The sequence below is a fragment of the Photobacterium sp. S4TG1 genome, from assembly GCF_036040035.1.
Taxonomy (GTDB): domain Bacteria; phylum Pseudomonadota; class Gammaproteobacteria; order Enterobacterales; family Vibrionaceae; genus Photobacterium.
In genome coordinates, this window is sequence record NZ_JAYXUH010000004.1 from 70,250 (window position 1) to 90,715 (window position 20,466).

At 36.8% G+C, this 20,466-nt stretch carries 19 protein-coding genes; 7 read left to right on the top strand and 12 right to left on the bottom strand.

Translation table 11 applies throughout. The features are described from left to right. Positions 1-48: 48 nt before the first annotated feature. On the top strand, positions 49-621 hold the full coding sequence (locus tag VXS03_RS07290; RefSeq protein ID WP_327762919.1) for a DUF2913 family protein: 573 nt from the start codon (positions 49-51) through the stop codon (positions 619-621). Between the two features lie 142 nt (positions 622-763). On the opposite strand, the gene VXS03_RS07295 is transcribed toward VXS03_RS07290, so the two are convergent. The 4 genes from VXS03_RS07295 to VXS03_RS07310 all read right to left on the bottom strand — a co-directional run bounded on the left by VXS03_RS07295 (position 764) and on the right by VXS03_RS07310 (position 3,405). Then, the gene (locus tag VXS03_RS07295; protein ID WP_327762920.1) at positions 764-1,114 is read right to left on the bottom strand and encodes a hypothetical protein; all 351 of its coding nucleotides are present in this window, start codon (positions 1,112-1,114) and stop codon (positions 764-766) included. A 209-nt stretch (positions 1,115-1,323) separates the two neighbouring features. After that, positions 1,324-1,824, bottom strand: coding sequence for a GNAT family N-acetyltransferase (locus tag VXS03_RS07300; protein ID WP_327762921.1), 501 nt, complete (start codon positions 1,822-1,824; stop codon positions 1,324-1,326). A gap of 65 nt (positions 1,825-1,889) precedes the next feature. Then, positions 1,890-2,804: an alpha/beta hydrolase gene (locus tag VXS03_RS07305; protein ID WP_327762923.1), complete on the bottom strand. Its 915-nt coding sequence runs from the start codon at positions 2,802-2,804 to the stop codon at positions 1,890-1,892. 73 nt (positions 2,805-2,877) lie between these two features. Then, complete coding sequence (locus VXS03_RS07310; RefSeq protein ID WP_327763131.1) at positions 2,878-3,405, bottom strand: ClbS/DfsB family four-helix bundle protein; 528 nt, start codon at positions 3,403-3,405, stop codon at positions 2,878-2,880. Between the two features lie 496 nt (positions 3,406-3,901). Here VXS03_RS07310 and VXS03_RS07315 point away from each other — a divergent pair, with 496 nt between their 5' ends. Next, positions 3,902-4,372 (top strand): cell division inhibitor SulA, encoded by a 471-nt coding sequence (locus VXS03_RS07315; RefSeq protein ID WP_327762924.1) that lies wholly within the window; start codon positions 3,902-3,904, stop codon positions 4,370-4,372. 200 nt (positions 4,373-4,572) lie between these two features. Further along, the gene (locus VXS03_RS07320) at positions 4,573-5,991 is read left to right on the top strand and encodes a basic amino acid/polyamine antiporter (RefSeq protein WP_327762925.1); all 1,419 of its coding nucleotides are present in this window, start codon (positions 4,573-4,575) and stop codon (positions 5,989-5,991) included. A gap of 91 nt (positions 5,992-6,082) precedes the next feature. Here the strand turns inward: VXS03_RS07320 and VXS03_RS07325 are convergent, their stop codons facing one another. From VXS03_RS07325 to VXS03_RS07350, 6 genes are all read right to left on the bottom strand, one after another. Beyond that, positions 6,083-7,408, bottom strand: a complete 1,326-nt coding sequence (locus VXS03_RS07325; RefSeq protein ID WP_327762926.1) for a GGDEF domain-containing protein — start codon at positions 7,406-7,408, stop codon at positions 6,083-6,085. Between the two features lie 211 nt (positions 7,409-7,619). Then, positions 7,620-8,900, bottom strand: a complete 1,281-nt coding sequence (locus VXS03_RS07330) for a DEAD/DEAH box helicase (RefSeq protein WP_327762927.1) — start codon at positions 8,898-8,900, stop codon at positions 7,620-7,622. Positions 8,901-9,040: 140 nt separating this feature from the next. Continuing rightward, positions 9,041-9,949: an N-acetylglucosamine kinase gene (gene nagK, locus VXS03_RS07335; protein WP_327762928.1), complete on the bottom strand. Its 909-nt coding sequence runs from the start codon at positions 9,947-9,949 to the stop codon at positions 9,041-9,043. Between the two features lie 154 nt (positions 9,950-10,103). After that, positions 10,104-10,841 carry a tRNA-uridine aminocarboxypropyltransferase gene (locus VXS03_RS07340; protein WP_327762930.1) on the bottom strand — a complete coding sequence of 246 codons (738 nt, stop codon included), beginning with the start codon at positions 10,839-10,841 and terminating at the stop codon, positions 10,104-10,106. Positions 10,842-10,941: 100 nt separating this feature from the next. Beyond that, complete coding sequence (locus VXS03_RS07345; RefSeq protein WP_327762931.1) at positions 10,942-11,967, bottom strand: GGDEF domain-containing protein; 1,026 nt, start codon at positions 11,965-11,967, stop codon at positions 10,942-10,944. Further along, the gene (locus tag VXS03_RS07350; RefSeq protein WP_327762933.1) at positions 11,964-12,944 is read right to left on the bottom strand and encodes a response regulator; all 981 of its coding nucleotides are present in this window, start codon (positions 12,942-12,944) and stop codon (positions 11,964-11,966) included. The genes VXS03_RS07345 and VXS03_RS07350 overlap by 4 nt, the downstream gene beginning before the upstream one ends. A 305-nt stretch (positions 12,945-13,249) precedes the next feature. Between VXS03_RS07350 and VXS03_RS07355 the strand changes: the two genes are divergently transcribed. The 4 genes from VXS03_RS07355 (at position 13,250) to VXS03_RS07370 (ending at position 17,626) form a co-directional block, all read left to right on the top strand. Further along, positions 13,250-13,606: a glutaredoxin family protein gene (locus VXS03_RS07355; protein WP_327762934.1), complete on the top strand. Its 357-nt coding sequence runs from the start codon at positions 13,250-13,252 to the stop codon at positions 13,604-13,606. Positions 13,607-13,774: 168 nt separating this feature from the next. Next, a complete protein-coding gene (locus tag VXS03_RS07360; protein WP_327762935.1) occupies positions 13,775-14,467 on the top strand; it encodes a DUF3334 family protein in 693 nt (230 codons plus the stop codon). A 204-nt stretch (positions 14,468-14,671) separates the two neighbouring features. Then, a complete protein-coding gene (locus VXS03_RS07365; protein WP_327762937.1) occupies positions 14,672-15,694 on the top strand; it encodes an acyltransferase in 1,023 nt (340 codons plus the stop codon). Positions 15,695-15,967: 273 nt separating this feature from the next. Next, positions 15,968-17,626 carry a chitinase gene (locus tag VXS03_RS07370; RefSeq protein ID WP_327762938.1) on the top strand — a complete coding sequence of 553 codons (1,659 nt, stop codon included), beginning with the start codon at positions 15,968-15,970 and terminating at the stop codon, positions 17,624-17,626. Positions 17,627-17,737: 111 nt separating this feature from the next. Here the strand turns inward: VXS03_RS07370 and VXS03_RS07375 are convergent, their stop codons facing one another. Continuing rightward, positions 17,738-19,279, bottom strand: a complete 1,542-nt coding sequence (locus VXS03_RS07375; RefSeq protein WP_327762940.1) for a GTPase family protein — start codon at positions 19,277-19,279, stop codon at positions 17,738-17,740. Then, positions 19,276-20,442, bottom strand: coding sequence for a YcjF family protein (locus VXS03_RS07380; RefSeq protein ID WP_327762941.1), 1,167 nt, complete (start codon positions 20,440-20,442; stop codon positions 19,276-19,278). Before VXS03_RS07380 ends, VXS03_RS07375 begins: the two co-directional genes overlap by 4 nt. Positions 20,443-20,466: the final 24 nt, after the last annotated feature.

A 20,466-nucleotide genomic window follows, 5' to 3' on the forward strand; every position in this document is an offset into this window, starting at 1 on the left:
AGTAATAGTATGATATTATGATCAAACCCGCTCCAACTCGGTACACTAATGAACCAGTCTCAACAGCTACTCGATATTAGTACGAATGCCTTACTTCATCTAGAGTTTAAAAAACTGGATAAGCGGCTAACACAGACTGAGCAAAACAACCTACTTGTTCAGTACCTAAAGAAAATTATCAAGAATGAAAGATACCGCAAGGCTAAAAAATCAACAAAAAGTTGGTTATTACGTGGTAGAAAAACTGGCGCATGTCTAGAATCCATACTTAATAATGATCGTGAGCGGATGTTACAAACTAGCTCTACAGATCTATATCGCTTTGTTGATCTCATTGAAGATGTTGAAGCTCAATTACATACACAAGTGCAATATTCTCTGGCACACAATATCAACCTTAAAGCACGTTTTGGTAAAGTATTGGTATGTGTAGTTGATGAAGACTTAACATCTAGTTTTGATGATGATGGATTGATGATAAAATCAACTCAGATTTTATTTATTGGTAGTAGTGAGCATAAAGATATATTTTCTGCAGCAATTGACCAAAGTGGCTATTTTCAATCTGTAATTGCATATGAAGATGAGAGTCACCTTCGAGTTGAACTGTTTAGGCTATAAAGTCACATCACGTTTCTGTGTTATAAAATACCAATGAGTAAGTTATAATAGTTTACTCATTGGTCAATAAATATTTCAAATTGATCATTATTCAAAAAGAATCATTCCTTCTTGATCATAATCCTATTGTTTTATTTAATACTTATTTAACTAGTATTTCTCTTGCTGCAACAAAAGATACTTCTTCTAATAAATAATCAACATTATCACATGCATCATTGACCATTAACTTAGTTGTTATTTGTTTTACAATATAACATTTAGCAGGTACTTGTGCTTGCTCATGAGTATTCTTGAAAAATCGTAAATCATTGATTGATAAAGAGACTGCTAGCTGGCTGTCAATATCAATTTCTACAGCTAAAACATCACCAACTTTTGGTAAATAAGATAAGCTATCAGCTGTAATATATTTTCTTACAGGTAGAATATTTTGATCTGATTGTAAATCAATAAAATTAACCATTAATGAAATCATTGGATTATTTAACATTATATTACCTTTCTTTAATTGTTTTTTTTATTATATCGATTTAAAGATAATGCAATGCCATCTAAAACATAATTATTATTTTTCATAAACTAACGGTAACTTATGGATATCTTTTCGTGTATCAAAAATTTAAACACTTCCAACGTGACGTGACAAATACCTTAAAAAATATCTGCCACATGAGTTATAATGGATTATCATTGCTAAGATTACAAAAATTTCTCAATCAAGATCTCATCAATATATAAACCATTAATTTTTGCATGGTTTTTAGCAGTACCTACAATTTCAAAGCCTTGTTTTTGATATACGGCTAATGCACGCTCATTATCACTACGAACATAAGCAAACAGTTTTTCATATCCTTTATGTTTTGCAGCCTCAAACGTAGCTTGAAATAATAAATGAGACACACCTTGTCCTCTACTATTGCTGCCAATGAACGTACCAATAATACCCACATGGTCAAAAGCTTTTGTATATGATGCAAATGGCTCTACATTTTGAAAACCAATCACTGTTGTTTGATCAGAGCAAAACGCTACCGTAAAAATACCCTGTTCAGGAAAGTATTGAATAAATGCTTTTTCTTCCTTCTCTGTAAAAGTAGTATCTAATACTGTATATAAACCTTCAGTAATAATAGGGTTAAGAACATTTGCAATGCCTTGAGCATCATCAATAGTTGCTTGTCGTATTACTACACTCATGCCACACCTATCTAATTTATTATTTCAAATTCTTAATGCCCCTTTTATACACGGAAACATCTATATCATCTTTTAATTTCGTTCGCTAAATTCAATATACAACGTTTAGCGGACTGACTCACACCGGCCAATTGATAAAACCCATGTATTACGCCTAAATAACGCTCGCAATATGCCTCTACCCCTTGGGATAAAAGTAATTTAAATAGCAGTTCACCTTCATCACGTAAAGGATCAAACTCTGCAGTAACAATAAATGTTTGAGGCAGTCCACTAAAATTAGACACTAAAAGATTAAGCTCTGCTGTATTGCTTAAAATTTCTGAACTACCAGCATAGATTCTAAATCCTGAAAGTAACATTTCACCAGTAACAACAAAATCGATGCCATTTTGGCAATAACTGTCAGATCGACCAAAAGGATCAAGCATTGGATAAATAAGAATTTGTTTTTTAGGCAACCATAACTTCTTATTTTTTAAACGAAGCACCGTCGCTAATGCTAATTGCCCTCCCGCACTGTCACCAACAAAAATAATATCCTCAGTATTAGCCCCATATTTTTCCCCATCTTGTTTTATTTTTAAAACTGCATTAAATACATCATCATGCGCTGCAGGGTAAATATACTCAGGAGCTAAACGATATTTTATACAAATTACAATCGTATTTGATAAATGAGCTATTTGTCTTAACTGAATATCATGCGTCTCAAAGCCTCCGCTTACGAAACAACCGCCGTGAAAATAAACAGTAATAGGTAAGTTAATTTCATCAGTAGGCTTATAAACTTTTACCAGAATACCATCTAGATCATCAATAAACTCATGAGCCATACAAGGACTCACGCCCGCTAACGCTGTACTGGCTATATATCCAGACCGTCTTTCAGCTATATTTTGCTTCGCTGGACAACGCTTTCCATCGACAATGAATGCGTCAACAAGTTCTCGTATACCTGTTTCTAAGGTGTGATCCATTACTTTAATTTACTGCGTTAAATTGAGATTGCAGATTATAAAGATCAACGAAACAACTGTATATTTAGACAGTTTAAAACTGTGAGCAGTCTGACAACCTAGAGAGCTTAAAACGTCTAACTTTAATGCGCATATTTTTCATTGGTGATGATGTATTAAATTGAATCATTCGACCTAATGACCATTTGTTATACCATGGTTGATGATATAGTTCGTAATCCGTTAAATTCTGAATCAATAGCAATATCTTATTTGTGGTTTTTTCTAATTCATTTAATAAATCGTTATACTCCCACAAACGGTATTCATCATGGAAGTGTTGCGCTAACTCTCCGAGTTGATTCCATTTATAGCCCGTCTCAGGAAAATCTACATTCTTACCTTGAACCCTTAAATCATACCATTTAAGAATTAACCGTCCCCAACCAATTAAATAAGCAGCAGTATCACAAACACTAATCGTAGTGCCTTTGATATTTCCGTCAATACCACACTCTCGTGAAAGAGAGTCAGGAACCGAGCGATAATCATCCATTAATTTAAGAAAACTATCATTAATCGCTAACACTAATGCGTCTTTAGAAGCAGGAACAGATGACATCATATTGTCCTTTTACTTACGATAACAACAATAATAATACGTCACCAAACAAAAGTCTCTCACTGGTATATTTCATAAATTAGCGTTCTGTCATCAAATTTTAATAGCAATAATACGCAATACACTTTTCCTATCTTATTAATACTGTTTTAAATATAGCAACCCATACTGATAAGAACCCAACTTTAAGTACTGTATAAATCATCAAACAGTCAGTAAAACTACTGTATGACTTAAACGTGAGATACAGCCTATTTTTGTAATGTAACCTTATTATTTTCTAGCAACCCCTTAAAAAAAAGTCATAAAACAACAAAAAAAAGAAAATAAAGCATTTAAATAACAATAAGTTAAATAAAAAATCATCAACTATTATCTATTTACTGGCTTATATTGAACAACTATATATCAATAAATAATGCTTGCATCCAAACTCTTTTAAAACTACTGTATGTACATACAGCATGTATATATAACCACTGTCGGAGATGGCACCATGAAATCACTAATGCATACTCAAGGATCTACTACAGCTTCTGATGTTTACAAAGCAACATTGACTTCTCATGTAGGTATTTGCCAATCTCCGCCAAGGATCGTTCCTATTGAAGTGAGTTATAGCGAACAACAACAAGCACAATTGGCTTATTTCTTACGCTTACTAAAACAAGCAAATCAAGAAAATCGCTGGATCATGTTTATAGGACAAGATGCATTACTAGATAAACGTTTATTAATAAATGCAGGAATTGATATTAATAAAGTGCTATTACTTAAAAATATGAAAAATCAAAGTAAACATTTACTAATGGTTAAAGCATTAGAGATGGGAAATTGCTCTGCCGTTATTGTTGCAGGTGAAATTGAAACCTTTAATACACCATTAATTACAATGGCAGCAGAACAAAGTAAGACATTAGCTTTTGTGCTAAATCAAAATGTTAAAGCACAATTAACATTCCATTAAGTTATTTTGTAATCTATAATGTTATTATTAAGTTGCAATTACTCTAACATTACATAAAATTAATAATGATATATAAACAAAAAAAGTATTTTTATTTGAAGTTGTTTTTAATTAATTATTAAAAATAGTAAAAATAGCTTTTACGCATAATGAAAATACATATAATCAGGGGAATTCAAATTTAAATACTAGGTTTCAGAATGGATAATAAGCTCGGATTTGGTGCATTAACTGCATTTGTAATCGGCTCAATGATAGGTGCAGGAGTATTCAGTTTGCCACAAAATATGGCCGCTGTTGCAAGTCCTGCTGCCGTCATGATTGGCTGGACCATTACGGGTGTTGGCATGATATTCCTTGCAATGTCTTTTCAAATTTTATCATTATTAAAACCCAATATTAATAGTGGCGTATTTGGCTACGCACAAGCCGGTTTTGGGGACTTTGTTGGTTTTTGCTCTGCATGGGGTTATTGGCTAAGTGCTATGCTAGCCAATGTGTCTTACCTAGTTATTGTATTTAGCACTTTGGGCATGTTTTTTGATAAACCCGGCCATGTTATTTTTGGCATGGGTAATACATGGCAATCTATTGTTGGCGCCTCGGTCTTATTATGGCTTGTCTATGCATCTGTAAGACGTGGAGTTCAAACCGCAGCAACAATTAATACGATTACGACGGTTGCGAAATTAATCCCACTCGTACTGTTTATTTTTGTTACTTTAATTGCCTTTAAATGGCATACATTTACCTTTGATTTTACTGGCTTAGAATTTGGCCCTCAACATGATCTACTTAGTCAAGTTAAAGGTACCATGCTGATTACGGTATGGGTGTTTATTGGTGTCGAAGGTGCCGTTATCGTTTCCTCTCGTGCACGTAATCGTCGTGACATTGGCCGAGCTACGATTTTAGGCTTACTAACTGCACTTATTATTTATGTATTCGTAACGCTACTTTCTATGGGTGTTATTTCTACCCCTGAACTAGCAAAGTTCCAAAACCCATCAATGGCAATTGTGCTTGAGCATGTTATTGGCCCATGGGGCTCAATTATTATTGGCTGTGGCTTACTTGTTTCAGTAAGTGGTGCGTTCTTAAGTTGGACGGTTTTAGCAACAGAAGCCCCCCTACTTGCCGCACAAAATAATATGTTTCCAAAATCTTATGCTAAAGAAAATAGTGCAGGAACATCAATTAAAGCCCTAAACTTAACTATTGTTTGTATTCAAATTTCATTGTTTGCAGTGATTTACGCTGGTGGTACTTATAATTCACTACTGATTATTGCGTCTGAAATGATCTTAGTTCCTTATTTCCTTGTTGCGGCATATACACTTAAACTGGCGTTCAAAAATAAAAACCGCGGCATGTTGTTATTTATCGGCTTGGGTTCGACTATTTACGGTATTTGGTTACTTTATGCTTCTGGTTTAAGTCACTTATTATTAGCGTCTCTATTATATCTACCTGGTCTCTATTTCTTTATAAAAGCAAAAAAAGAACAAAATCAGCCTTCTTTTGTAGGTAAAGAGCGTATTTTTGTAGTGTTGTTGGTAATATTAGCTATCTTTGCTATTTATATGGTTGCTACTGGTCATATCGTGCTAGAAAGCTAATTTAAAGATAGGTACCAAAAAGCCGTGCATGCTATGTGCTTTAATTAAAAATAAGCATATAGCATACACGGCTTTTTATTTACGCATTTACTTATTTAAGTTGTTGATGTTCCCAACTAATTTCAATTCTATTTCGCCCCATTTTTTTCGCTTTTAGTAACGCAAAATCAGCACGTCTTATCAAATCTTCACAAGATTCATCAACTAACTCAGCCACACCTAAACTGCATGTTAAGCTAAATTCTTGATTAAAACCCCATGTTTTTGTCATGATTGTTTCTCGAATCTGCTCTGCTATTTCGACAGCAACACTCATATTCGTTTCAGGGCAGAAAATAACAAACTCTTCCCCTCCCCAACGAACAAAGACATCAGAGCGACGTGTTAAGCCCTCCACTGTCGCTGCAAACTTAATTAATACCTCATCACCAAAACTATGACCATACGTATCATTAACAGTCTTAAAATGATCAAGATCGATAAATATCATAGAGAAAGGAATTTTATTTAGTTGTGTTTGAAGAACAATGCCTTCTAACCATTCAATAACCGTATGTCTATTTCTAATGCGCGTTAATGAATCAGTACACGCTAAATGTTCAAATTTTAGGCTTTTATTATAAAGCACGCGATTTGCATCTCGTAAACGTTGGCTACGTTCTTCTGATGTTTTAATTTTTTGGCTAAGAACAAAACGATCGATCAAAATAACAATAGTGGCGGTTGCTACCCACAATAATAATAATAACTTCACTAACGATGATTCAGTGATTCGAGTGCCATAAAAAACTAAGCGGTTTAATTTAATTGCGTAGTACGATTCCTTAACATAACTTCCCGTTGCTATTTCAATAATTGAAATATTATCAAATTGTCGGCTCGACTTATTAACAGAAATGTTATTCTCTGCAATCCACCATGATAAAACTTGGAATGAACTTAGTGGAAAAATTTGTAAACCTTGATTAGATCCAGGAGTGTATTCAATTGCATTAAATTTTAATGACAATGGATCATCAATATTGGAATATGTTGGGTCAAAGTTACGCAAATAAATACGAATGCGCTCTCCTTCAAGTGGGCTTGTATAATCAATATCAAGTCCAACTGAATCATAAGAGCTTAAATCAAAACCAGTATCAATAGCATCGGTTAATGCAACTGCAATTTCACAAAATGGCCATTTGGCTTTATTTACTAAATTACACTCTAATAATACATTACGATTACTGATATTTAACGTTGTGGTTGTTGCCCCATTTTGACTAGAATCATCAATAATACTGTACGTACTATTTTTTGGGGTAATTGTGTATTCCTTTTTTGCACCACCAAGTAGAAACCAGCTATAACTAGCAATTGTAAAACAAACTAAAAACAAGATAATTAATCGAAGCCACTTATTTAACCCCGTCATAAATCCCTCAAAACACTATGTCTTATAAAAAAACAAGCAAAAAACTACAATTACGGGCGACAAATTAACAGACTAGATTAACTCAAACAACTAATTTTATTGATGATTTATACTTACAACCAAACATTTGTTAAATTGATTGCATAATAATAAAAAACACCGCTTTAGAAGCGGTGTTTTAAGCTATTTTGAGTTAGTAATAACTTTTTATTTAACGACGACGTTGATAATTTTTTCCACGGTTTTGGTGTACTTTACTCTTTGCTTTAGCTCGACGTTTCTCTGCAGATGCTCCGCGATGAACAGAAACTGTTTCAATTAAACTTGGATCCGGTTCATAGCCCTCAAGCCATTGTTGCGGTAAACGAGTATTCAATAGTTCTTCAATCGCTTTTAATGCCCACTCTTCGTCTAAAGTCATTAGCGTAATCGCATGACCAGTATTACCCGCACGTCCTGTACGACCAATACGGTGTACGTAGTCTTCAGCATTAAACGGTAAATCAAAGTTAACAACATACTCTAATTGTTGAATGTCTAACCCTCGAGCAGCAACATCTGTTGCAACAAGTACTCGCACCTTACCCGCTTTAAAATCATCAAGCGCACGTTGGCGCGCACCTTGGCTTTTATCACCATTAATAGAAACAGCTTTAATACCATCTAAACCTAAGCTTTTCGCTAATTGATCTGAGCCTTGCTTCGTTTTAGTAAAGACTAATACTTGTTGCCAATTACGTGAACCAATCAGATAAGCTAGTAATTCTGATTTTCGCTTTTTATCTACGGGATACACCATCTGTTGTACTGTATCTGCCGCAATATTATCAGGTGTCACTTCGACCATTTTAGGATCAGTTAAAATACTAAACGCTAATTTCTTTACTTGTTTTGAAAAGGTCGCAGAGAAAAATAATGTCTGACGTTCAGCAGGCATACGCTTCATTATACGGTTAATATCAATAATAAAACCCATATCAAGCATACGATCAGCTTCATCAAGTACAAATGTTTCTACATTCGCAAGTGATACATTGCCAACAAAAACATGGTCAAGTAAGCGTCCAGGTGTCGCAATAAGAATATCAACACCTGCTCTCAATGCTTTAATTTGCACATTCATACTAGTGCCGCCATAAGCAACAGCCACTTTCAAATCACTGTATTTACTGTATGCAACAAAGCTATCATAAACTTGTTGGGCTAATTCACGTGTCGGTGTGATCACTAATGCACGAATTTTCGCACCTGGCTGAGGTTTAGCTTCTTCAGCCCCCATTTCAACCAATGACGGTAATGTCATTAAGCGCTGTAAAATAGGAAGTGCAAATGCAGCTGTTTTACCGGTACCCGTTTGAGCCCCAGCCATTACATCATCCCCTGCTAACGCTAATGGAATGGCTTGTAATTGCACATCCGTTGGTTTTTCATAACCTAATTCTGCGACAACTTGCAGTAATTTAGGGTGAAAGCCAAGGGTTTCAAACGACATAGTGTATTCCTTGCAATAAATACGCTTATACCAATATAGCGGCATAAGAAAACAAGCGCGGATTTTAACACAAAAAAAAAGTACTTCACTATGAAGTACTTTTAGTTACGCAATAAATATTCGTTACAGATCAATAATGGCTATTTAATGTTAAGGAATGCAGCACCACGTACGCCACCAGCATCACCATGTTTTGCTTTCACAATTTTAGGTGCTTGTGAAACAGACAATAAGTATTTAGGTAAACGCTTTGGCAATTCTTCATAAATCAAATCAAAATTAGACAAACCACCACCTAACACCACCACATGAGGATCAACACCACTAAATAAATTCGCAAAGCACATTGCAAGCACTTCCATGAAACGATCAACATGCTGTTGTGCTTTTTCATCACCCGCTGCATTGCGCTCGATAATTTCAATTGCTTTTAGTTTTTCACCATAATAATGCGCGTATATTTGTTCAAATCCTCGGCCAGATAGGTAATTATCAATACACCCTTTTTGACCACAGCCACAATCAAACAGCGGTGCATTCTCACCCATATGTAGCCATGCATCTAACGGTAAGCGCATATGCCCAAACTCGCCACCGACGTGGTTCAAACCTGAAAAGACTTTACCATCAAAAACCATTCCACCGCCAAAACCTGTCCCTAAAATAAGACCAAGTACTGATGGTGAATGTTGATGTTCGTCATCCCACGCTTCAGAAAGAGCAAAACAGTTTGCATCATTATCTAAGCTGACACTACGACCCAGTTTAGCTTCCAAATCTTTACGCAATGTTCGACCTTTAGCTGCAGGGATATTTGATGTCAGAACAGTACCATCACGCGCATCCTCAATACCCGGAATACCAATACCTACAGCCCCTTCACAACCAAATTTCACATCAGCGGCAGTAATAATAGAAACAATAGTGTCAATCAATGTATCGTAATCGCTACTCGGTGTCGGTACGCGCTCTGTGGCTACACGCTCTAGTTTTTCATTAAATGCACCAAATTCAATTTTGGTTCCGCCTACATCAAAGCCGTAGTACATCCTATTCTCCTACAAATAATGTTAAACCACACCGTGAGTTCATAACTCTTTAAATATACTGGAAATTATCCACATTTAAGCAAAAAATGACTGTGATCTATAACCCAATTCATCAGTTATTTTTTTGATGATATCTCATATTATTCAACTGACATCACATCTTTGATTGGGTGTTTTCACCAGTTGACATAAATTTTTCCAATATTGATAGCGATGATTGCTCAGGTAATGTGCGATTCATTTTACCTGCAATGTAATTTTCACGGAAAACGTCAAACCATAAATCTAATAGTTCAGCGTTATAATGCTCACCAAATAAATCAATAATACGAGCAGCAACTTCAGCCGTACCTAATTGATTTTCTTTTGATGCTTCGCGCATTTTATATCGTGATGGCTTATCTGGATTAATAGATAATAATGGGAAACGATCTAGATATGGGCTCTTACGAAACATTTTTTTCGCTTCAGCCCAACTGCCATCAAGCATAATAAATAGCGGACGTTTACCTGCTTCAAGCGTCACCGTCGTCACTTCTCTCTCTGGTGCATATTCAGCAGGAAAAACAACATAAGGTTGCCATTGAGGATCGTCAAGTAACGCCAGCATTTCTGCATTTGGTGCCGTGCGCGACCAAATATAAGCAAAGGTATTTTCAAATACATCAGCAATTAAACGACCAGTATTACTTGGTTTTAATATTTCATCATCAAACATAACCAATAAAAACGCAGCATTTGATGTCGCTAATGGGCGATGTTTACAAATACACAAATGCGTACGTAACATGCACTGACGGCAGCGCTGGACTTTACAGCCACGAGCAAGAAAAGGACGAGTTGAACGTGCAAGACGTTCCTCATAAAGAGTATGTATAGCATGAATGCGCATAGCGACTAACCTAAAAACAGGAAAACGCGTGCATGTTACCGAAACCCCCACGAAACATACAGTCATTATCCGTATTATAAGATTGCCAGCCCGCTATTGTTTATTTTGTGGGCATATGTTCATGGCAATCCGATAAAATAAACTCACCTTTACTGTTTTTATAACAATTATCACTATTAATAATCGTCGTGGTATTACGGCCTCTTTTCTTTGATTCATATAATGCAAGATCAGACTTCTCTAACCACGATTTATAATCGGTTAACGTCGAATTCCATTCGCATACACCTAAGCTGATCGTAACATTAATAATGCCACGCTGATCATCAAAGACAGTTTCTCGCTCAATTCGATTACGCAATCTTTCTGTAAAATACCCAGCGAGTTCAGCAGGCGTTCCTGGCAAAATAATACCAAATTCTTCACCGCCGTAGCGCCCAGCAATATCAGTTTGACGTTTAGTACGGCGTAACACATCAGCAATAACTTTAATAACACCGTCACCCGCAACATGACCATAGGTATCATTAACTCGTTTAAAATGGTCAATATCAAACATTATCAATGTGGCTGGTATTTGAGTCTGATGACAATGCTCAAACGCATCCGCTAAACAGTTTTCCCAATGACCCCGATTATAAAGCTGAGTTAAGCGATCAGTAATACTTAAATGCGTTAATTGTTTATTTGATTCATGAAGGTGATTTTTGTTTTTAGCGATATCAGTAACATCAGTGATTGTTAAACAAATATGGTTATATTCACCAGAAAGAGAGCGTAACGGTGTTAGAGTCATATTTTGAAACATGATATCTGAACTGCCCGAAATAGGACAAAAATTCAAAAATCGAAATACCCACGGTCGATCTTCCCAAGCAGAAAATGATCGCATTCGTAATTTAAACGTCGATTGTATTTTGCTCTGTAACCATGATTCTGGTAAATCAGGCACCATTTCAAACAATGATTTACCCATTATTTGAACACTGGAAATACCGCTGTATGCCTGCATAAAAGTATTCCATGCGCAAACATTATAGTTTTCATCTAATATCACAACGCCAGCATCAAGATTATCTAATACTTGCATTGTTAAATGAAAATCAGCTAAAGATATTTCGTTCAATGTAATGATTCCATAACTTTATTATTAATAATTGCTAGAGAATGATTATCCATAATAAATAAGACTTCACACTCAACATCTAATATTTCTGCTTTATAGGTATATTCAATAGTGAAAAAAGTCTGTGTATCACAATGTGTATGATGCAGGTTCATATATTCTTCTAGCACAATTGGTTGACGTACAGAAAATGGAATTGAAATTTGTTCTGATAGTGCCACTAAAAAAGAAGAAACCATTAAATTGGCAATATCAATCACGACTTCATTTTTATATTCATCTGTTTGGCTAAACCCCAATTTTTGACCAAATAAATGCACATCTTGACCGTGTAATTCAACCAAAGCCTCACCATGAATGCCACCGCCCACAAATCGTTGTGTAATTGCGATTAATTCATGATCGTTGCGAATATCTGCAATTGCCATTGATAAATCACTACTTTTCATAAATGCAACACTGGGTAATGGCATTTTAATGAAATCGCCAAGGTGATCAGAAATGATTGCTGCGCCTCGGCCGAGTGCAATATTTGCTAATTCTCGCATAACTTCAATCGAATTATTTTCTAAATGATGATTAGCAACAATAGGTTGAACATTATCAAAAATTAGCCCTAAACGTTGCGACAGTTCAGTCAGTTCATCATGATTAAATGGTTTAGATAAAAAATAATCAGCGCCTAATGCGAGGCTTCTTTCCACTGCGGTTAACTGTACATCGGCAGATAATACAATGATCGTGGTGTTATATTCACGAACAGGTAAAGACTGCATTACATCAAAACCATCCATTACTGGCATAGTCAAATCTAAAAACATAATATCAATATCAATATTTTTTAAACAATCAAGACCTTCTTTGCCATTTTCAGCATAGAAAAAAGTGGCATTACTGCATGATTGTAGCAATCGTGTAATTGATTTATGCACTAAGACTGAATCGTCACAAATGAGAATATTTATATTGTTAATCATCAGACTAATCACTTACCCAATAGACCTCGCGATAGTATAAAGCAAAGCAACATTATGTAGTAATGTAAAATTATGCATTCAGTGACATACATCTAATTATTGATCTTGGTTCCAATAAATAACCATAAAAATATAAGTGAAATAGTATTATGGATCGTAAATTTGGGGATTTGATGAATATTCACCCTTTTATGTTGAATTCGACTTTAATAATATTTTAACTATATACCTGAGAAGATAGTTACCCACTGCATATTTTATAATAGAATCGCTCTACTAACTTTATATCAACATTGGATAATAATATGAAAGCACTTCGTTGGTTCGTCGGTAAAATTATTCTTATGCTCAATTCGCTTTTTTCTCCACGCGGTATGCAACGATCTGAAACTGCTCAGCAAGAAGTTGATGCCGCAGTTGCTAATATGCAACTTTATCAATTTGAGACATGCCCTTTTTGTGTAAAAGTACGTCGTCACGCTAAACGTCTAAATATCCCGCTGGCGACTCGCGATGCGAAAAGCTCACCATGGGATCAAGAATTATTAGAACAAGGTGGCAAACGTAAAGTTCCTTGTTTACGTATTGAAGACAATGGGCAAGTGACTTGGATGTATGAGTCAAACGATATTATTGCGTATTTAGACGAGCGCTTTGCTTAACAATACCCAAATTTACGTAATAAAATCAAATAACCATTTAAGTCCTTAACGTATAAGCCGATAGCTCTTATTGCACTTTAAAGTTGTAGTATAAAAGCAGCATCACTATCGGCTTTTAACTACTGAATTTTTATCTATTAGTTACAAATACGTTTTACAGGCCTGCATATGCGAAAGAATCATACGATAACTACCGACGATATTTTAATTAAATTATGTCACTCTCTGGCTGATGTATTATCCCGAGCAACAGAAAGCCACATTAAATATTCGCCGATGGTACAGAAAATCAATAAAACAAGTTTAAAACCTGATATCGGTTGCTTCGTTTTATTTGATGGTGGCTTTACGGGATTAGTTGTCACAAATTTCTCTGCTGCAGCAGCAATGGAACTCTATCAAAACTATATGCTACGAATGGGGTTTCCAGATACAGATATTGCAATTCATCACACGGCTGATGATGTCGCTAATATTTTAGGGGAGTTAATGAACCAAGTTGTTGGTGACTTTACAGGCAAAATTGGCAGAGAATTAAAAATTTCAATTACGCAAAACCAACCTAAAATGCTGGCATTACATAAACAAATCATTCTTTCTGTTGATACCAACCTTGATCGCCCTCAGGTACGTAGAGTCAGTTTTACAACAGAAAAGAATAATATTTTCTACCTTGAGTTAGCGATGGACAAAACTGAATTTATTCAATTAGAAGAATTTGAGGTAGATGAGCAAGATCCAGATGCTATTTTTGAAACTGCTTATGATGCACAACAACAACAAAATTCGGTAGTATCATATAACAAAAGCACTGAAAATGACCAAGCTAACCAGGATTTATTGGATCAACTTGGATTATAAAAACAGCTTTTATTTAATTACTTAGGTAACTTTAATCCCATATTGTTACCTCTTTAACTTTCCTTCATGGCTAAAGCATTTACTTACTATTGATCATATATTTAATTCTGTGATCAATAACGTAATTCACTTTCATAATACAATTTACAAAATCCTCAATTCCATATAATTTCGACCCCACTTTAGTTTGTGAGTTTTATCGTCATGTCTCAACACCGTATCGCCAGCTTTGAATTTGGTCGAATTATTGCCACTATTGCCATTGTTGCTTTGCATAGCCAAATTTTCATGCAAGCGCCATTATTTGATGGCCAACCTTTGTTAGGCATGGGACTCAATCAAATTAGTCGGTTTGCTGTACCATTATTTTTTATTATGGCGGGTTATTTTATTCAACCACGTTTAACCGCCGAGCGCGTCCCTTATCTCTGGCGTTATGCGCGTCCATTACTCATCATGTGGGTTTTGTGGAGCATTATTTACCTTATTTTGCCGTTTAACTTTCATCTTGTCGCCACAGAAGGTTATATGGCGGAGCGCACATTCTATTGGCAAAAACTGCTCACAACCCCTTTAAATACCTTGTTTGAAGGTGGATTAGTGCATCTTTGGTATATTCCAGCGCTACTCAGTGGTTTAACTATTATTACCGTTTTACTGCGATTGAAATTATCTCGGTTGATTATTCCAGTAGCAACTGTGTTATTTATTTTTGGGCTAATGGCTGGAAGTTATGCTCAGCTCACAGAATTAAGCTCACCGATATTTACGCGTAATGGCCCTTTTTTTAGCACCTTCATGATCATGCTTGGATTTGAAGTTCGCCGTCGTAATATCAGCGTTAGTATTAAATACAGCATTGTAATGATGCTTATTGGATTTTGTTTATTTATTGGTGAAGCTAATTACCTATCATTGCTAGAAAATGGGGCTTTTTTCCATGATTTTCTGTTTGGTACTCCATTGTGGGCATTAGGTATTTTCTTTATTTTACTTGCTAAGCCTAACTTAGGTGACTATAAAATCATTCATTCATTAAGCAAAGACGTTTTAGGTATCTATCTTTGCCATCTACTTATTGTGATTTATTACCTCAATATCATCAGCATACTCAATATTGACCCGATCATTGCCAGTGTGTTTGCAGTACCTGTGGTGTTAAGTGTTTCAATCATCATTGTTCGATGCCTGCGGCAAATTCCAATGACAAGATGTTTAGTACGCTAGCCAATACTTAATCTTCTAATTAAAAGCCTTTATTATCATCTGATTATAAGGGCTTTTTTTATCTTTATCATCACCGCACTCCTTGTCTATTCTCAACTGATAGTATTGATAAAGATCGCCATAAACATCATTTTCGATGCAAAAAATGTTTAAAGGCATACTAAAATTCCACACGCCAACACGCTTTTAAAAATCCGTGATTGCATAATATCGCCACATACCGATAACCTTATTAGCAACTATCGTGCACTATAATAATAAAGGTATGAATTAATGGCTAGACTACACCCTCTCTCCATCATCATTGGCAGCCTCTTTGCCGCAAACAGTTATGCTATGACGCCTCAACCCGACCCTGATACTACAGGTGGTTATGTCATTGAACGTGCGGAAATTGTTGCTGCTGAAAATGCAAAAACAATGGACCCGATGTACGATGTTTGGGCGCAAGCTTTAGCAACGGCTTCTAATACCGTCGTTGAAGCGATTCTTCCAGGGCTAAGCACTAACCCTGATAATGTAAAACGTGTTGAGCGTGTTTTTCCTGAAACAGAGTGGAATTACCTCACTCAAATGGCGGCACCTGAATATACTTATACCCGCTTTTTACGTGCAATTGGCAAGTTCCCGGCATTCTGTGGTGATTATACTGATGGCCGCGATGCTGATGCTATCTGTAAGAAGTCTATTGTCACGGCTTTTGCCCATTTTGCCCAAGAAACAGGCGGCCACATTAGCATTGAAAACGTCTCTGATAACCCATTAGGCCTTGAAGAATGGCAACAAGCTCTCGTTCATGTACGCGAAATGGGCTGGTCTGAAGGTCAACCAGGTTATACCACTGGCTGTGGTCAAGATGATTGGCAAAATAAACGCTGGCCTTGTGCTGAAGGTCAAGGCTACTTTGGTCGTGGCGCAAAACAACTCTCATACCACTTTAATTACGGTGCTTTTTCTGAAGTAATGTTTGACGGCGATGCGACAGTATTACTTAACAACCCAGGGTTGGTTGCCGATTCTTGGTTAAATTTAGCTTCTGCTATTTGGTTCTTCTTAACGCCACAAGCGCCTAAACCTGCCATGTTACATGTAATTGACCGCACATGGGTCCCTTCCCAGCGTGAAACAGATGCAGGCATCGGTTATGGTTTTGGTACCACCATTAATGTCATCAATGGCGGCATTGAATGTGGCGAGCAAAACAAAGATAAAGGTCAACCTGTTAACCGTATTCGTTATTGGGAAGGATTAGTTGAAAACTACCAAATTCCTGTAAAGAGTGATGAAACCAATACTTGTTGGCAGCAAACACCTTATGGCAGCTTGAATCTGAATGGCGCAACCGATGTGCTTTATACTAACTGGGATGCAAATTGGAAATATTATCCTGATCGCCCAGGCGGTGTTTCTTTTGAATGTGAACTCGTTGGTTTTCAAACCGCTTATTCTGCTCTAGTTGCAGGAGATTATGAAAAGTGTGTGACCAATTTCTATGGTTCGCATGCAAACTGGCCTGCCGTGCGTGTGGTTGATAAATTAGACCCTGACACGGGGGGCGGCACGACAGATCCAACAGACCCTCCTATTGATGGCGTGGCTAGTTGGGACGAAAACAAAGTCTATTCTGACGGAGAACAAGTTGCGTATAAAGGTGCGATTTATGAAGCGCAATGGTGGACACAAGGCAATCAACCTGACTTAGGTGGTCCATGGAAATTAATTAAGGAAGCAACATTCGCTGATGACACAGTAACGCCACCAACAACAGATAAACCATCGACTTCTTTACCTGCAGATATTACAACATGGAGTACTACTGCGGTTTATGGTGGTAACGATAAAGTCAGCTTTCAAAACAAAATCTATCAAGCTAAATGGTGGAGCCAAGGTAACACACCAACGGCTGGTGATCCGTGGACATTATTACCTTAAAGATGATCTTAAACGTCATCTAAATGAATAATTGATCACTAACACACAATAAAAATGGCTTTGATGGGAAGGTTAAACCCCATCAAGGCCATTTTTTATCGCCACTAATAACTACTTAGTTGCAGCATCAAATACTAGCTTTCCTAAACGATATAATCGCTTTGCTTGCTCGGTGTAGTCAATGCTTTCACCTTGCGCTCGACGACGGTTTAATTGTGTATTAATTCCGTCTTGATACACCTGCTGTAATTGCGATTTTAAGCAATCAAGATTATAAGGAATACGATCACTACTCACAGAAAATGGCAACATATATTCAGCGCGCATCACCTCGCGGTTATACTTCACAGCATCACTAATAATCTGCCCTTTGTCTGTTTGTGGCATCTCAAGATCATACGGCGGTAACCATTCCTCAACAGGTTTAAGTTTATCGACTTGGTTAACCAGCATGATCAATTTAGGCGCTTTTCTTTGCTGATTTTGAGGTTGCTTATAAAACGAATCAAAAGCACTTTTTAGGGTAACATCTAATTGACGTGATGATTGATTCGCTTTCAATACCCAAATGACTACATCGCTTTCAGTCATTTGCTTCAGTAATTTTTTCTCAGTATCAGCACTGCCATCAATACCAGGTAAATCAATCAGATTGATTAAATCTAACCCTTCAACTTCACATTTATAGGTTGTGGCTTTGTCTGTTGACGGTAACGCGCTAACTTCAGCTGCAATTTCGCCTACTAAGCCATTAATCACTGAAGATTTACCCGCACTCACCTGGCCAACAACCGCCACACGTAACGGCTCTACTGCAATCGCGGTTGCTTGCTGATCTTGGTCTTGAAGCTGACTATGCGGAACTGCTGCATCATCAAGCTTAAAACGACCACTATATAAATCAATCGCAACTGAAGCGACTTCTTGTAATAACGTCGCTTTTAGTTTGCTTTGAACTTCAGCACTGACGTCATCAAACAACTTACCAACAACCAGACCACGGACTTCCGCTAGCCAACCTGTTGGTGTTGCAATTCGAAATAAACGATAGATATCATACGCACTTTTTGCATACCCCATTTTATCTTTAATCGCATAACCTTGCTTAAGGCTCGTTAAGGTGATCTTCTCTGAAAAAGGAACGTGTTGTTGCAGAAAGTGACGATAACGACGACTGACCTCTTCAACCATCATTAAAAACTCTGGCGCCGTAAATGCTAACTTTTGCGAACTTGATTGTTGATGGTATTGCGCTGCAACATCAGCCACTAAAACATAAGCGTGAGCTTGTAGGCTTTCCCATGCTGAATCTTCAGCTAGCTGCTTATCAATCACCAGTGTCATTTGTTGCCACACTTGTTGATCGTGCTCGCTCCATTGTGGATTGGCCGTTACGTGTAATGGTGCTATGTCATCCATTACAGCGTTTGCAACCACACGTTTACGGCGCAACCACCAATAAGGCAGAAAAGCCAGTAGACAACCACCAGCAATAATGGCAAAAAATAATAACCATTGTCCTTGTTGAATTAGATCGACAACACCAAACCCCGCTAATACGATGATTGGCAAACATACCGCTAACATCAGTAGCGGTAAAAAACCTTCAGAGAGTTGATTGATTAATTGGTAACTCTTACTCACCCGTTTCATTGGTGATCCTTCTTAGGTGATGATTTACTTAATTGTTGTCGATCTGCAACCTGCTTGACTGTGGTAAATGCTTGTTGATAAGCCAATTTAATTTGGTCTTTTGAAATCGACTCACCTTTACTTCGATGATACAAATACATACAAGCAGCACGACCAATTGCATAAGTCGATGAAAAACTCATCGCTGCAGCCGTTGCACTCCCCACCGTTTGACCGTATGCAGGAATAAATTTAACTAATTGGTTAAGCCCTAATTTAGATAAATATTGCAACAGGAAACCAGAACCCAACATACCTACAAACTCAGCGTAATCTTTTTTATTCCAACTGACACCATATTGATTAGCAAGGCTATGTAGCATTTTGCCTTGAATAGCAGGCACACTGAATAATCCAACAGCAGGGATCGCATCACTGGCACCCGCCGCACCTGCATACCACAACACTTCTTGGCGTAACTGATAAAAATTTTGTTCTTCACGGCTAGTATGGGCTTGTTGATTTGATAACAAACTCAACATCGGAAGCGCATCAGTTAAAGCATGGTGAAGTGAATCAATACCAATCAATTGGTCTTCATCAGGAATAAAATCAACCACAATTGGCTGATAAATAGTTTCTAATTGCCATTGCTCGGCTTTAATTCCCCACACATCCATCACTCGCTGATGATTATATTCAATCGCACGCTGGCGTTCTTGAATATCAACAATACTGTTCACCGCAGTATGAATAACCAATAAATGTTTTATCTTACCACTGCGCTTTATTTGTTTTAATGCTGCCAATAAGCCGGACTGTTCGGGCTCTTCTGCTTTCATTACCACCATTAATGCATGGCTTTTACCACTGCACATTGCAATGTCTTCAGTCGGATCATAATCTGCTTCACCTAATCCTCGTGTATCTAAAAAACACACCAATGGGTTTTCTGCAGGATAAAGATAATGATGCGCGGTACGTGTACATGGCTGAAAACCATTGCCAATCTCAACCAAACTGCTTCCTGTGAGCGTTTGAATAATGGTTGATTTTCCCGCCCCGGTTTTACCTAATAACCACAATGTAGGAATATGTTTCTGCCATTCATCAAACGCAGGTGCCAAATCAGGATTAACGGAGGGATTTATATATTGGTAAACTTTCTTAAAGAAGCGATTCATATCACCTTCACACCACAAAATAAT